We start from the raw sequence: 13762 nt of genomic DNA, 5'->3' as shown, positions 1-13762 counted from the left end.
CATGCTCTGTATCCGCACCGGCAAACCCGGCCACGGCAAGACCCTCAACACCATTAAGGAAGTGGATCAGAAGGCCCATGCAGAAGGCCGCACCGTCTACTTCCACAACATCAACGGCCTGCAGCCTGAGCTTCTAAAGGCTTCCTGGTACAAGTTCGACGATCCCGAAAAATGGTTCGAACTGCCCAACGACTCAATCATTGTCGTGGATGAGGCCCAAGGCTGGTTCGGTGGTCGTGATCCTCGGGCGCGTCCGCCTGAACATATCACCCGCTTTGAAACCATGCGCCATAGCGGCCACGAAGTGCACTTGATCACCCAGGACCCGCGCTATCTGGATGTGCATTTGCGCCGCCTGTGTAACGGCCACGTGCACTACTGGCGCGTCTTCAAATCACAGCAACTGCTGCGCTTTGAATCCGATGCGGTGATTGAAAAAGTAGAAGTGAAATCCAGCTTCAAGGATGCCGAGAAAACCACGGTACGCCTCGATAAGAAGTTTTTCAGCGTCTACACCAGCAGCAACGCGCAGCACCACTTTCAAACCAAGCTACCGACCAAATTCATCTTGGCCGTGTTGGTCATCGCTGGTGCGGTCTTCATGGTCTACCGCGCCTACGAACGCTACGAAGCCGGCAAACAAACCGAACAGGCCGTACAAGCCCAGGCCGAAACCAGCACTCCGACCGGCGTGGTCGATCAAGTGAAAACCTCGGTCGGCTCCCTGATCAACCCCGTAAACAACAAACCCGGCACGAAGGCTTTAAGCCTGGATGAATACCTAGCCGCCCGAGTGCCACGCATACCGGATGTGCCCAGCTCGGCCCCCATCTACGACGAACTGACCAAGCCGCAAAGCTACCCGCGTCTGTCCTGCGTGATGAGTTCGGATGAGGGGTATATCGACCGCAATTCGAAGCGCTACCGGGTCGTCAGGACGGCAGAGAAAGCCTTTATCTGCGAGTGCTTCACCCAGCAAGGCAGCTGGCACAAAACCACCTTTGCCTACTGCAAGAGCACGGTAGAGCGCGGCGTATTTGACCCGGCCCGCCCTGACCCCGGTGCGCGCCCCGATCTGCAGCAAGCCAAGAACCAACCCCAGCAACAGCCACAACAACCCCAGGAAGCCCCGCAAAGCATCACCGTGACCCAAATCCCCTACGAGAAAGGCCGCTTCCTATGGTGATCACTCAGCGCCTTCGCTTGGCGCATTTGAGCGCAGGCGCGAGGCACGAGCGCGGCGCCAAATGCGCGCGCTGACGTCCCTGTAGCACGTCAGATAGAACCAGAACATATCGGCCATTACTGGTTAATAAAGGAAAAACAGATGAGCGTTAAAGACCAAAGAAGACTTGATCGACTGACCGGGCTGGAGTCTGCGACAGGTCGCCTGTTTATCGATGCGGCATCTGCTGCGCTGACCGACCTGTCAGGCGTTCGCCTGCTCCGCTGTGGCGTCGATACCGTGCGCCAGTTGTACCGGGGCATGATCCGCCCGGAAATCATGGCACTGTTTGAGAATCCGGGCACCCTGGTTGATTTCGCCGGTCAGCGCTGGCATTCAGGCCGTGTAGGTAAAGACTCCGGGTATCAGTTCAAACTGCAGAATGCTGACCTTGGCATCATCCTGTTGGTGAAGAACTTCAACGCCAAGTTTGAAAACATCGGCCCACACCTGAAAATCGAAGTGTCACCCCATGCAATCGATAGCCTGTCGCCTGAGCGTCTGCAGGCCCGGTTAGATTTCTACGCCTCCCAGGTTCTGACCCACGTTGAAATCAACCAGTGCGCCGTACACCTCGCGTTAGACCTGCAGGGTTGGACGCCACCTGACGAACTGGTTGCACAGATGCACTGTCGCGCCAGGGCTACACGCGATATTTCGGGCATTAAAGAGATTCAGTGGACCCTTGAGTCGGCCAGCTACGGCAAAGGCCAGTCGTATATCTTTGGCTCTGCATCAGGTGTTCAGCTTGGCATCTACAACAAAACCCTGCAGGCCAAGGCCACCGACAAGCTCGACTACTGGGAAAGCGTTTGGCGTCGCCGTGACAGCTTCGACGAAACCGACCCCGACAACTACAACTCAGCCCAGGACGTTTGGCGTGTAGAGCTGCGCTATCACCATTCCGTGATCCAGCAATTCGCCAGCGGCTCCATGGACGTGCGCACCGGTCAGCCAATCGACACACGCTCATTTGCAGCCTTTGCAGGTCATTTGGACGGCCTTTGGCGCTACGGCCTACGCCAGTTCAAGTTGCTCTGCCGCCCAGGCTACTTCGCGCCGATCTGGACGTTGATCCGTGAAGACGTGCGGGTAGACCTCCCGGTTGATTCGCTGCTGGATGACACCGAGTACAAGCGCTATTACAAAACCTCACGGGGCTTCTCGGGCAAGAACGTGGAACTCTTCCTGGGAAACTTCGTAAGCCTGCTGGCACGGGAGAGAGTGGGCGCTAGACGGGCATTTCACCGGCTTAAGGATTGGGAATGCTGGCCAGTGATACGTGACCACTATGCCGCCAAGGGCATGGATGAAGACGGGCTGTATAAGCACATCAAAGGCATCCTTGAAGAACGCCATGTCCGTTGGGGGCGTGCCGTCTAATGGCTATCGAACAACAGCCTGACGGGCGCTGGAAGGTCGATGTAGAGCCGATCAAAGGCAAGCGCTTCCGTAAGACCTTCAAGACCAAGGGCGAGGCCCAGCGCTTTGAGGCAACGTGCCGTGCCAAGGTCATAGACACCCCTGCTTGGTCACCGAAACCCAAGGACACACGCCGCCTGAGTGACCTTATCGACCGATGGGCAACACTGCATGCACACACGCTTTCAGATGGTGAGGCCCGCCGCCGTTTGCTTGATATGCTCGCAAAAGACTTGGGCAATCCGATAGCCATTAAGCTGACGGGTAATGATTACGCCGAGTACAGAACCAACGCGCTCAAGGCTGGTGCCAACCCCAAGACCTTAAACAATCGTCTTGGCTATCTGCGCTCCGTATTCAATGTGCTGTTCCAGCTCAGTGACATTGACTATGCAAACCCGCTGGCGCGTGTCCGCCCTCTTCGCCTGCAAGAAAAGGAACTGACCTACCTGACCGATCAGCAGATTGGAAAACTGTTTGCCACCATCCACAGCTATTGCCGGACACCTCACGTCGCCATGATCGCGGCCATCTGCTTGGCTACGGGTGCTCGATGGGGTGAAGCTCAGGCACTGACACCTGAAAAGGTACGCAACCAGCTGGTTACGTTCGTGAACACCAAAGGCAAGCGCGTCCGCTCGATCCCAGTCGCCCTGGAACTGGAACAGCAGATACACCGACACTTCAAACAGCACGGCCAGTTCAGCAACTGCCTCAACAGCTTTGATAAGGCTCTGGCTGAATCTTGCATACCGGTTCCGGCTGGCCAGTCATCGCACGTCCTGCGGCATACCTTCGCCAGTCATTTCGTCATGAACGGCGGCAACATCCTCACGCTGCAGAAGATCCTGGGCCATACCACCTTGGCCATGACCATGCGCTATACACACCTTGCACCCGATCACCTGCAGGATGCTGTCAAATTCGGCCCAGCTAGCGACAATCAGCGCTTTCTCAGCATCATCACACCTCAACCATAACCGATGACCTGTGCTTTCCTATGCGGCGTGCATTGTTTAGCATGCATACAACGTATATACGTTGTAGATACGAATTTACTTAGGGGTTACGCACCATGGCCAAAGAAGCCGTTTTCAATTTGAAGTTGGAACCCGAGCTACGCGAAGGATTCATGGCAGCCGCTCAAGCCGCACACCTGCCGGCCTCACAAGTGATGCGTGACCTCATGCGCGATTTCATCCGCCAGCAGCAACAGGCCAAAGAGCATGATGAATTCGTGCAACGTAAGGTTGCTGCAGCCAGGGCATCGGTCGAGGCTGGCCGTGGTCGATCGAATGATGATGTAGAAGCAGAATTCGCCGCTCGCCGTGCTAAGGCTCAAGGGAACTGATGAAGGTTATTTGGACACCCGAGGCTCTACAGGATCGTCTGGATATCTGGGAATACATCGCCGCCGATAACCCTGCCGCTGCCGTGCATATGGATGAACTATTCAGCGCGGCTGCTTCCACCCTTGCTGACTTTCCGCAAAGAGGGCGACTTGGAACAGTTGTCGGCACCCGCGAGCTAATACCTCACGAAAACTACCGCCTGATCTATCAGACCGAGAGTGACGGTGTCTGGATTCTCGCCCTGGTGCACGTTGCCAGAATGTGGCCTCCGCTCCAAAGCTAACGCCCTACCCCAGCTTTCGACACTTCTTCGACACCTGCCCATCCTGAAACGAAAAAGCCCCCGAAACTCTAGGAATTTCAGGGGCTTAGACAATCTATATGGCGGGAAGATAGGGATTTGAACCCTAGGTACCATCGCTGATACAACGGATTTCGAATCCGTCCCGTTCGGCCACTCCGGCATCTTCCCGTGGCGGCGCGCATGATAACAGCTGAAGTGCGTTTGGCGAACCCCAGTTTTGAAATTTTTCACATACTTTCAGATGCTTGCGATCAAAGGCGATGACCAGCGGCACATTCTGGCGGGTGGAGGCTAAACAATCGCCCACAAAAAGGGGCGCCGTAGCGCCCCTCTGTATCGCGCTTACGCGCGCATTGCTGCGACTTAGACGGTCAGGCGCGTCAGGGCTTCGCGGTATTTGTCGGCGGTTTTCTGCGCGACGTCGGCAGGCACTGCGGGGGCTGGTGGTTCTTTGTTCCAGCCGGTGGATTCCAGCCAGTCACGCACAAACTGTTTGTCGAAGCTTGGCGGATTCTTGCCTTCTGCATAGCTGTCTGCCGGCCAGAAACGGCTGGAGTCTGGCGTCAGGGCTTCGTCCATCAGAGTCAGGGTGCCGTCTTCGTCCAGGCCGAATTCGAACTTGGTGTCGGCGATGATGATGCCGCGCGTGGCTGCGTATTCAACCGCTGCGCTGTACAGGGCAATCGAGGTGTCACGCACTTTGGCGGCCAGCTCGGCGCCGATGATCGCTTCGCATTGCTCGAAACTGATGTTCTCGTCGTGGTCTCCCACGGCGGCCTTGGTGGAGGGGGTGAAGATCGGCTGCGGCAGTTTGGCCGCTTCTTTGAGGCCCGCAGGCAGTTGAATGCCGCAGACGGTGCCGCTCTTTTGATATTCCTTCCAACCGGAGCCAACGATGTAGCCACGTACGATGGCCTCTACCGCGACCGGCTTAAGACGCTTGGCGACGACTGCGCGGCCTTCCACCAGAGGCAGTTCGGCGGCGGGGACGATGTCTTCAACCTTGTCGCCGGTGAAGTGGTTGGGCACCAAATCCTTGAGTTTGTCGAACCAGAAGTTGGAGATGGCGGTGAGGATCTTGCCCTTTTCCGGAATCGGCTCGCTGAGGATCACGTCGAATGCCGAAAGGCGGTCGGTGGCGACCATCAGCATGCGTTTGTCGTCGATCTCGTAAAGATCACGGACTTTGCCCGAATAGATTTTCTTCAGGCTCAGGGTAGTGGCTGTGCTCATGTCGGAATTTCCGCCTTTGGTAAACAAAACAGGCGAAACCCGCCGGGTTTCGCCTATTGGTAGTGCCGGTGCAGCAGTTGCCTGCTGTCAGCCAAGGTTTTCCTGGATCAGGTCCAGCACCTTGCGCGCCACGTCGGCGGGAGCAATGGTGTTGAGGTCTTTTTCCACGGTGACCTGCACGCTGTCGCCAACAGCAGTCAGGCGTACCTGATAGCGCTCGGCACGGGCGTCGATCTCTTCCTTGCTCGGCGCGCTGCCGAACACGCTACCGAAGAAGCCAGGCTTGTCGTCCGGCTTCTGCGCACGCTCGGCCAGGTTGATGTAGTACACACCCAGGCTGCGGTTGATGTCGTCGATACGGACATCCGCCATTTCCAGTGAGCGCCCAACGCCGGACCAGGCGCGGTCGAAATCAGCACCCAGGCTCAACACCGGGTTGCCGTTGCCGTCTTCAGACAAGCTAACGCGGTTCGGTGCGTCGTAATCACGAGCAGCCAGCAAGGAGACCGAACCACCCTGCTCGGCGCTGCGCGCCAGGGTCACGAGCATTTCATCGAGCAGCGCGGCATCCAGGCTTGGGTTGCTGCTGCGGTTGGTGAACGCGACATCGGCAGTGCTGCCAGCTGGACGCTCGGCGCTGACCACGAAGATTTCGCTGGTATTGCGCTGCACACCCGGTTCGATACGCACCCGCACACGGGTTTCGGCATCCGGATTTACGCCAGATACACGGCTGCTCAGACGACGCGCCATGGATTCGGACAGTGCATCAAAACGCTGCCAAGCGGTGCTGAACTCGCCAGTCTGCGGACGCTCTTCTGCAATCTGGAAGCCGTTGTCAGCAAAGAACTGACGCGCCACAGGCCAGACTTCGGCCGGTACGCGCTGCGCCACAACCCAGCGCGACTCGCCGCTCTTCTGCAGACTGAACTCGCTGGCATCACCGGTCACAGCCAGGGCTTGCGGGCGCGGCACGATAAATTCGCCGGTATCGGTGGTGGTGGCAACCTGCTGCGGCACGGGCAACAGTGGGTCGATACGCTTGGCGTCGACGTTTGGCGGCATTTGCATCGTGGCCGTCTGACGGGCTTCGAGGTAGTCGCTACCACGGTCACGGAAATAGCCGTTTTCGCCATAGATCCAGCCGCAACCACTGGTACCAGCGATGATCAGGGCCAGGGTGGAGAGTCCGGTGAGTCGCTTCATGCGCAGTAATTCCTCAATTAAACCAATACGCCGGACTGGCGCAGGGCCTGACGCAGCGGTTCATGACAACGTGGGCTGAGCCAGGTCAGTGGCAGACGAATACCGTCTGGCATCAAACCCATTTCATGCAGAGCCCATTTCACCGGAATCGGGTTGGATTCGATAAACAGCGCCTTGTGCAGCGGCATCAGACGATCATTGATGGCGCGCGCGATGGCGGCTTCACCACGCATGGCTGCGGCGCACAGATCACTCATCGCACGCGGGGCGACGTTGGCGGTTACCGAGATATTACCCTTGCCGCCCATCAGCATCAGTTCAACGGCTGTGGCGTCGTCACCGGAATAGACCAGGAAATCCTTGCTCACACGATCCAGTACTTCCTGGCCGCGTTGCAGGTCGCCAGTGGCTTCCTTGATACCGATGATGTTGTCGATCTTGGCCAGACGCTCAACCGTCTCCGGCAGCATGTCGCAGACGGTACGGCCTGGCACGTTGTAGAGAATCTGTGGGATGGCCACCGACTCGGCGATGTGGCGGAAGTGCAGGTACAGGCCTTCCTGGGTCGGCTTGTTGTAATACGGGGTCACCAGCAGGCAGGCATCGGCACCAACCTCTTTGGCAGCGCGGGTCAGTTCGACCGATTCGCGGGTGGAGTTGCCACCAGTACCGGCGATAACGGGGATGCGCCCGGCAACCTGATCGACCACGCGCCGGATCACTTCTACGTGTTCACCCACGTCAAGCGTGGCGGACTCACCCGTGGTGCCGACCGCGACGATGGCGTTGGTGCCCTCTTGCAGGTGGAAATCCACCAGTTTGCTCAGGCCGTCCCAATCAAGACCGCCTTGCGCATCCATGGGCGTAACCAGTGCCACCATACTGCCCGCAATCATGCAACCGCTCCTGCCGGAAAAAGAGAGCCGTAATGGTACTGGGGCCACCTGCCTTGCACAAGCGAAGTCCCGAGGCAACGCGTATACAATCTTTATCAGACAAACGCGGCAGATTCCTCATCACCAAGGCCCGCCGGCATTCCCCTTAGCGGTGCTTTTCGCTACCCTTCCGGCTTTGATCGACACTGTGCAAGCAGGTCGACCGCTTATCGTTTAGGAAGGCTGCATGTCCACCCCCCCAGTTCGCGAACAATTTCTGCTTATCAGCGCCCTTGGCCCCAATGCCATGGAGCTGACCAATGTGCTCTGCCGTACCAGTCACGAGAACCGTTGCGCCGTGGTCAGCACTCGCCTGAGCCGACACGGCGAGTACAGCGCGTTGGTCTTGCAGATATCCGGCAGCTGGGACGCACTGGCGCGCCTGGAATCGAGCCTGCCGGCACTGGCCAAGAAACACAGCTTCTCGGTCAACGTGATCCGCAGTTCCGCCTCGGATAGCCGCCCGCAGGCTCTGCCCTATGTGGCGTATGTCAGCTCGGCCTACCGTCCGGACATTCTCAACGAACTGTGCCAGTTCTTTATCGACCACCACGTCGAACTGGAGAACCTTACCTGTGACACCTACCTGGCCCCACAGACCGGCGGCACCATGCTCAACGCTACCCTGACTGTGACCCTGCCAGCCGGGACGCAGATCAGCTGGTTGCGCGATCAGTTTCTCGACTTCGCCGATGCGCTGAACCTCGATGCGTTGATTGAGCCCTGGCGTCCACAGAACCCATAAAGGAGCAGTAGATGATGGCTGTTGCACTCGACACCCCGGTTGCAGATTTCCAGGCAGAAGCCACCAGCGGTCAGACCGTCCAACTGTCCGCACTCAAAGGCCAGCAAGTGGTGATCTACTTCTACCCGAAGGACAGCACGCCAGGCTGCACCACCGAAGGTCAGGGATTTCGTGACCACTACCCGGCGTTTCAGGCTGCCAACACCCTGGTGTTGGGTGTATCCAGAGACAGCCTTAAGTCCCATGAGAACTTCAAGTGCAAACAGGCGTTTCCCTTCGAGCTGATCTCCGACAAGGACGAGGCCGTGTGCCAACTGTTCGATGTGATCAAACTGAAGAAGCTCTATGGCAAGGAGTACCTGGGCGTTGACCGCAGCACCTTCCTGATCGACAAAGACGGCGTATTGCGTCAGGAATGGCGAGCCGTCAAAGTGCCCGGCCATGTAGAGGCCGTGCTGGCCGCTGCCCAGGCACTGCACAAGGCCTGACAGTCACCAAACTAAAAAGCCGGTCACTCGACCGGCTTTTTTCTGCCTGCAATTTACGCAGCCTCAAGTGGCTCGCTGCGCGGCCAGGCATCGATCACCGCTTTAAACAGCGTGGCCAACGGAATGGCAAAGAACACGCCCCAAAACCCCCACATGCCGCCAAACAGCAACACGGCACAGATGATCGCCACCGGGTGCAGGTTGACCGCCTCGGAAAACAGCAACGGCACCAATACATTGCCATCCAGCGCCTGGATAATCCCGTAGACCACCATCAGGTAGATAAACTGGTCGCCAAAGCCCCACTGGAAGAGCCCGATCAGCGCCACCGGCACAGTGACCACCACAGCGCCGATATATGGCACTACCACCGACAGACCGACCAACAAGGCCAGCAGCGCGGCGTAGTTAAGCCCCAAGTAGGCAAACGCGATGTAGGTGACCACGCCACAGATAATGATTTCGATCACCTTGCCACGAATATAGTTGGCAATCTGCTGGTTCATCTCCTCTGCCACTTGAGTGATCAACGCACGTTCACGCGGCAGATAACCACGAAACCACGCACTGATCAGCTCGCGATCCTTGAGGAAGAAGAACACCAGAATCGGCACCAGCACGAGGTAGATCATGATGCTGACCAGCATCGGCAAGCTCGATAAGGAAAACGACAGTGCCCACTGGCCAAACTTGCCAACCTCACCCCGCACGCCCTCAATTAACTGCAGCACCTGCACATCAGTAATCAGCGTCGGGTAACGCTCCGGCAGCAACAGAAACAGCGACTGCCACTCGCCAAGCATGCGCGGCAGCTCATTGAACAAAGTGCTCAACTGCTGCCAAAGCAGTGGCATCAACACCAACAGAAACAGCCCTAGCATGCTTAAAAACAGAGTAAACACCAGCCACACAGCCACCACTTGCGGCAAACGCAGACGCTCAAAGGCATTCACCAACCCCTGCATCAGAAATGCCAACACCAAGCCGGTCAGCACTGGTGCCAGCATGCCGCCCAGGGTCAAAATCGCGGCAAACCCCACCACCAGCAGAAGGCCCAGCACCACGGCTTGCTCATCGGAGAAATAGCGATGCAACCAATTCTGTAACACTTTGAACATCGTTATTCCTCAACCAAGCATTCGAGCAGGAGCTACGCCTTGCGTAGCCAATAGCGATACACCCCCCCATCAACCTCTTCATGCAACAGACTATGCCCCGCCAGGCTGGCGAAGGCACGAAAATCCCGCTGCGAGCCGGCATCAGTGGCTTCGACCTTGAGCACCGCGCCACTGGCCAGGCGATTGAGCTCCAGCTTGGCCTTGAGCAGAGGCAGCGGACAGTTAAGCCCGCAGGCATCCAGATGCGCATCGAAATCTTCGGCGCGCCATTGCATATCAGTCATTTATTCACTCCAAGAGGGCCGCAAGGATAACCAAGGCCGCACAACCCTGGCCAGCACCGTGGCCTGGCAGCTACAGTAGCGCCTTTGTTCGACAAGAGCTTTGTGCATGAGCCTTCTGCGCCCTACCCTGTTGACGCTAGCCAGCCTACTGGCAACCCCCGGCATGGCCAGTGATCTGCCGTCCCTTGGCGACGCCAGCTCCGCCATCGTATCCCCCCAACAAGAACATCAGCTCGGCCGTGCCTGGCTGAGCCTGCTGCGAGGCCAAGTCAGCCAACTCGATGATCCGCAACTCAAGGACTTCGTCGAAACCAGCGTGTATCGCCTCAGCGAAACCAGTCAGTTGCAGGATCGACGCCTGGAGTTCGTCTTGCTCAACAGCCCGCAGATCAACGCATTTGCCGCTCCGGGCGGGATTGTAGGGGTCAATGGCGGCCTGTTTCTTTACGCTCAGACTGAAGCCGAGTACGCCTCGGTCATGGCTCACGAACTGGCGCACTTGTCGCAGCGCCACTTCGCCCGCGGCCTGGAAGCGCAACAGCGCATGCAGCTCCCGGTCATGGCCGGACTACTCGCCGGTATCGTCGCTGCGGCCGCAGGTGCCGGAGATCTGGGCATCGCAGCCATAGCTTCGACGCAGGCAGCCGCGTTGCAGGAACAACGACGCTTCTCCCGACAGAATGAGCAGGAAGCTGACCGCATCGGTCTGGTCAACCTGGAAAAGGCCGGCTTTGACCCCCGCGCCATGCCCAGCATGTTCGAACGCCTGATGCGTCAGTACCGCTATGACCGCAAACCACCTGAATTTCTGCTGACCCACCCGGTGTCGGAATCACGTATTGCCGACACCCGCAACCGCGCCGAGCAGTACACCGCCAAAGGCATTACCGACAGTGTGCGCTATCAGCTGATGCGCGCCCGCGTTCAGTTGATCTACGAGGAAACCCCTGGGGTCGCCGCCAAGCGTTTTCGCAATATGCTCGACGAAAACCCCAAGCTGGATGCGGCCCGCTATGGCCTGGCGATTGCGCAAATAAAAAGTGGTCAACACAAGGACGCCCGCGAAGCCCTACAACCCCTGCTTGCCAGCGCCCCAAACGATGTCACTTACAACTTGGCACAGATCGAGTTGGACATGGCTGCCAACCGCTTGAGCGACGCACAAAAGCGCATTGATCACTTATTGAGCCTGTACCCGAGCAACTACCCGGTTAACCAGGCGCATATTGATCTGTTGATGAAACAAACCCGTACCCAAGAAGCCGAACGTGCCCTGAACGAGCTGCTAAAAACCCGCGGCAAGGATCCAGACGTCTGGTATCAGGTGGCGGAAGTACGGGGTCTGGCCGGTAATACCATCGGCCTGCATCAAGCTCGCGGGGAATTCTTTGCCTTGGTCGGCGATTACAACCAGGCCCTGGAACAACTCGACTTTGCCAAACGCCGAGCCAGTAACAACTTCCAATTGGCCTCGCGCATCGACGCACGGCAGCGCGAACTGATGGAAGAGAAACGCATCATCGAACAGATGTTGCGTTAAGCCCGCCCCCACACGCCTTTACTTGGCTTATGGGGGCTGAGAGGTCCGCTAATCACTGGCCTTGAGTTGGTTGCCATGCGCCATGTTCACCCACCAGCCGAAAGCCGCGGCGGTGAAGAACATGATGATGCTGTAGATCGCCGCCGGGATCGACATGGTGGCGTTATTCAACAGCATCGGGCTCAGGGCCAGGGCTATCGCCAGGGTGCCGTTGTGAATGCCGATCTCCATGCCGATGGCAATCGACTGGCGCAGGCTCAGCTTGCACAAACGCGGCACCCAGTAGCCCACCGCCAGGCTGATCAAGTTGAACGCCAGTGCCGCACCGCCCACCAGCGGTGCGTAGTCAACGAACGTCTGCCAATCCTTGACCACCGCCAGGATGATGATGATCAGCAGAAACAGCGCGGAGATGATCTTCACCGGCTTTTCCATCCGTTCCGCAAACCCGGGGAAACGGCTGCGTATCCAAATGCCGATGGCCACAGGGCCGAGCACGATGACAAACACCTGCACCACCTTGGTGAACTGCAGCGGCAGGGCCTGATCACCTTCCATAAAGTAGGCCAACGACAGGTTGACGATCAGCGGCATGGTCAGCACCGCAATCACCGAGTTGACCGCCGTCAGGGTGATATTCAGCGCCACATCGCCATGGGCCAAATGGCTGTAGAGATTGGCCGTGGTGCCGCCCGGCGAGGCCGCAAGCAGCATCAGACCAACAGCAAGCGCAGGGGCCAGACCAAAGGCCTTGGCCAGGAAGAAACACACCAGCGGCAGCAGCAACAGCTGGCACGCCAGTCCGATCAGCACCGGTTTGGGGAATTTCACCACCCGAGCAAAATCCGCCAGGGTCAGCGACAAGCCCAGACCAAGCATGATGATGCCCAGGGCAATGGGGAGAAACAGGGTCAGTAACGGATCAGCGGTCATTATTGTTTTACTCCGGGATCGGGACAGCGCGACGATTCTGGCGAGAGCGTGATGGCGTTCGCAGTGACTTTAGCGGCCAATTGCCCGACCTGGGAGGCCTATATGTAAAAAGGTGCCACAAGGGCACCTTTTTTATCGCGACAGCTGAGCGTCAGATTGCCGTTGCCCCACCGTCCACTGCCAGCGCGTGACCAGTGGTAAATGCTGCGTTGTCACAGCACAGATACAGCACGGCGGTGGCGATTTCCTCGACCTTACCGATGCGCCCGACTGGATGCATGGCGGCCGCGAACTCGCCCTTCTTCGGGTCGGCTTCATAGGCGCGGCGGAACATGTCAGTGTCGATCACCGCCGGGCATACGGCGTTGACCCGCACTTTCTTCTTTGCGTATTCAACAGCAGCGGATTTGGTCAGGCCGATCACCGCGTGTTTGGACGCGCTGTAGATGCTCATTTTCGGTGCCGCGCCCAAGCCGGCGACCGACGCGGTATTGACGATGGCACCACCGCCTTGGGCCAGCAGCAGCGGGATCTGGTGCTTCATGCACAGCCACACGCCTTTGACGTTGACGCCCATAATGGCATCGAACTCGCTTTCGCTGCCCTCGGCCAGCTTGCCCTTCTCGATCTCGATACCGGCATTGTTGAAGGCATAATCCAGGCGGCCGTAGGCGCCCAAGGTGCGCTCCATCAGTACTTTGACCTCGGCATCGCGGGTCACGTCGCAACGGACAAACAGCGCATCGCCGCCCGCTTCGCGGATCAGCGCGACAGTCGCTTCGCCCCCGTCGATATCAACGTCGGACACCACCACCTGCAGGCCTTCGTTGGCGAATGCCAGTGCCGTGGCACGACCAATACCCGCTGCACCACCGGTGACCAGGGCAACCCGGCCGGAAAAGCTCAAGCTCATCTGCGTGTCCTCGCAAGGATTAAAAACTGCGCTGAGTCTAATCAGCTCCCCGGCCCCAAGGCAG

Annotated in this window: 15 protein-coding genes and 1 tRNA gene; 8 read left to right on the top strand and 8 right to left on the bottom strand. The window is 58.2% G+C overall.

All coding sequences use genetic code 11. The features are described from left to right. Position 1 precedes the first annotated feature (1 nt). The 5 genes from OU997_RS17280 (at position 2) to OU997_RS17260 (ending at position 4282) form a co-directional block, all read left to right on the top strand. Positions 2-1186, top strand: coding sequence for a zonular occludens toxin domain-containing protein (locus tag OU997_RS17280; protein WP_267807744.1), 1185 nt, complete (start codon positions 2-4; stop codon positions 1184-1186). Positions 1187-1327: 141 nt separating this feature from the next. Next, the gene (locus OU997_RS17275) at positions 1328-2608 is read left to right on the top strand and encodes a hypothetical protein (protein WP_267807743.1); all 1281 of its coding nucleotides are present in this window, start codon (positions 1328-1330) and stop codon (positions 2606-2608) included. Continuing rightward, positions 2608-3627 carry a tyrosine-type recombinase/integrase gene (locus OU997_RS17270; protein ID WP_267807741.1) on the top strand — a complete coding sequence of 340 codons (1020 nt, stop codon included), beginning with the start codon at positions 2608-2610 and terminating at the stop codon, positions 3625-3627. Before OU997_RS17275 ends, OU997_RS17270 begins: the two co-directional genes overlap by 1 nt. A gap of 95 nt (positions 3628-3722) precedes the next feature. Continuing rightward, positions 3723-3998 carry an antitoxin of toxin-antitoxin stability system gene (locus OU997_RS17265; RefSeq protein WP_267807740.1) on the top strand — a complete coding sequence of 92 codons (276 nt, stop codon included), beginning with the start codon at positions 3723-3725 and terminating at the stop codon, positions 3996-3998. Then, positions 3998-4282 (top strand): type II toxin-antitoxin system RelE/ParE family toxin, encoded by a 285-nt coding sequence (locus OU997_RS17260; protein WP_267807739.1) that lies wholly within the window; start codon positions 3998-4000, stop codon positions 4280-4282. Before OU997_RS17265 ends, OU997_RS17260 begins: the two co-directional genes overlap by 1 nt. Positions 4283-4381: 99 nt before the next feature. Here OU997_RS17260 and OU997_RS17255 read toward each other — a convergent pair. The 4 genes from OU997_RS17255 to dapA form a co-directional block, all read right to left on the bottom strand. Next, positions 4382-4471: transfer RNA gene (locus tag OU997_RS17255), tRNA-Ser, on the bottom strand. 195 nt (positions 4472-4666) lie between these two features. After that, positions 4667-5536: a phosphoribosylaminoimidazolesuccinocarboxamide synthase gene (locus OU997_RS17250; protein ID WP_108486498.1), complete on the bottom strand. Its 870-nt coding sequence runs from the start codon at positions 5534-5536 to the stop codon at positions 4667-4669. Between the two features lie 87 nt (positions 5537-5623). Beyond that, positions 5624-6742 carry an outer membrane protein assembly factor BamC gene (bamC, locus tag OU997_RS17245; protein WP_108486499.1) on the bottom strand — a complete coding sequence of 373 codons (1119 nt, stop codon included), beginning with the start codon at positions 6740-6742 and terminating at the stop codon, positions 5624-5626. A gap of 17 nt (positions 6743-6759) precedes the next feature. Further along, positions 6760-7638 (bottom strand): 4-hydroxy-tetrahydrodipicolinate synthase, encoded by an 879-nt coding sequence (dapA, locus tag OU997_RS17240; RefSeq protein ID WP_108486500.1) that lies wholly within the window; start codon positions 7636-7638, stop codon positions 6760-6762. Between the two features lie 226 nt (positions 7639-7864). On the opposite strand from dapA, the gene OU997_RS17235 reads away from it, so the two are divergent. Continuing rightward, entirely contained in the window at positions 7865-8422 is a 558-nt protein-coding gene (locus OU997_RS17235) for a glycine cleavage system protein R (protein WP_108486501.1), read from the top strand. 14 nt (positions 8423-8436) lie between these two features. Continuing rightward, positions 8437-8910, top strand: a complete 474-nt coding sequence (locus OU997_RS17230) for a peroxiredoxin (RefSeq protein ID WP_267809929.1) — start codon at positions 8437-8439, stop codon at positions 8908-8910. Positions 8911-8963: 53 nt separating this feature from the next. Here the strand turns inward: OU997_RS17230 and OU997_RS17225 are convergent, their stop codons facing one another. Beyond that, positions 8964-10028: an AI-2E family transporter gene (locus tag OU997_RS17225; protein WP_267807736.1), complete on the bottom strand. Its 1065-nt coding sequence runs from the start codon at positions 10026-10028 to the stop codon at positions 8964-8966. A 32-nt stretch (positions 10029-10060) separates the two neighbouring features. Further along, positions 10061-10312: a sulfurtransferase TusA family protein gene (locus OU997_RS17220; protein WP_108486503.1), complete on the bottom strand. Its 252-nt coding sequence runs from the start codon at positions 10310-10312 to the stop codon at positions 10061-10063. A 106-nt stretch (positions 10313-10418) separates the two neighbouring features. Between OU997_RS17220 and OU997_RS17215 the strand changes: the two genes are divergently transcribed. Continuing rightward, a complete protein-coding gene (locus OU997_RS17215) occupies positions 10419-11852 on the top strand; it encodes a M48 family metalloprotease (protein WP_108486504.1) in 1434 nt (477 codons plus the stop codon). A 48-nt stretch (positions 11853-11900) separates the two neighbouring features. On the opposite strand, the gene OU997_RS17210 is transcribed toward OU997_RS17215, so the two are convergent. After that, positions 11901-12785, bottom strand: coding sequence for a bile acid:sodium symporter family protein (locus tag OU997_RS17210; RefSeq protein WP_108486505.1), 885 nt, complete (start codon positions 12783-12785; stop codon positions 11901-11903). Between the two features lie 151 nt (positions 12786-12936). After that, complete coding sequence (locus tag OU997_RS17205) at positions 12937-13698, bottom strand: SDR family oxidoreductase (RefSeq protein WP_108486506.1); 762 nt, start codon at positions 13696-13698, stop codon at positions 12937-12939. Positions 13699-13762 lie beyond the last annotated feature (64 nt).

It is taken from the genome of Pseudomonas sp. SL4(2022) (assembly GCF_026625725.1).
In the GTDB taxonomy this organism is placed as follows: domain Bacteria; phylum Pseudomonadota; class Gammaproteobacteria; order Pseudomonadales; family Pseudomonadaceae; genus Aquipseudomonas.
This window is presented reverse-complemented; position numbering and strand designations above follow the sequence as displayed.

Bases quoted from the DNA above. Each gene is read 5' to 3' on its own strand.
- OU997_RS17280 (WP_267807744.1), top strand. From the start codon at position 2: ATGCTCTGTATCCGCACCGGCAAACCCGGCCACGGCAAGACCCTCAAC.
- OU997_RS17275 (WP_267807743.1), top strand. From the start codon at position 1,328: ATGAGCGTTAAAGACCAAAGAAGACTTGATCGACTGACCGGGCTGGAG.
- OU997_RS17270 (WP_267807741.1), top strand. From the start codon at position 2,608: ATGGCTATCGAACAACAGCCTGACGGGCGCTGGAAGGTCGATGTAGAG.
- OU997_RS17265 (WP_267807740.1), top strand. From the start codon at position 3,723: ATGGCCAAAGAAGCCGTTTTCAATTTGAAGTTGGAACCCGAGCTACGC.
- OU997_RS17260 (WP_267807739.1), top strand. From the start codon at position 3,998: ATGAAGGTTATTTGGACACCCGAGGCTCTACAGGATCGTCTGGATATC.
- OU997_RS17250 (WP_108486498.1), bottom strand. From the start codon at position 5,536: ATGAGCACAGCCACTACCCTGAGCCTGAAGAAAATCTATTCGGGCAAA.
- bamC (WP_108486499.1), bottom strand. From the start codon at position 6,742: ATGAAGCGACTCACCGGACTCTCCACCCTGGCCCTGATCATCGCTGGT.
- dapA (WP_108486500.1), bottom strand. From the start codon at position 7,638: ATGATTGCGGGCAGTATGGTGGCACTGGTTACGCCCATGGATGCGCAA.
- OU997_RS17235 (WP_108486501.1), top strand. From the start codon at position 7,865: ATGTCCACCCCCCCAGTTCGCGAACAATTTCTGCTTATCAGCGCCCTT.
- OU997_RS17230 (WP_267809929.1), top strand. From the start codon at position 8,437: ATGGCTGTTGCACTCGACACCCCGGTTGCAGATTTCCAGGCAGAAGCC.
- OU997_RS17225 (WP_267807736.1), bottom strand. From the start codon at position 10,028: ATGTTCAAAGTGTTACAGAATTGGTTGCATCGCTATTTCTCCGATGAG.
- OU997_RS17220 (WP_108486503.1), bottom strand. From the start codon at position 10,312: ATGACTGATATGCAATGGCGCGCCGAAGATTTCGATGCGCATCTGGAT.
- OU997_RS17215 (WP_108486504.1), top strand. From the start codon at position 10,419: ATGAGCCTTCTGCGCCCTACCCTGTTGACGCTAGCCAGCCTACTGGCA.
- OU997_RS17210 (WP_108486505.1), bottom strand. From the start codon at position 12,785: ATGACCGCTGATCCGTTACTGACCCTGTTTCTCCCCATTGCCCTGGGC.
- OU997_RS17205 (WP_108486506.1), bottom strand. From the start codon at position 13,698: ATGAGCTTGAGCTTTTCCGGCCGGGTTGCCCTGGTCACCGGTGGTGCA.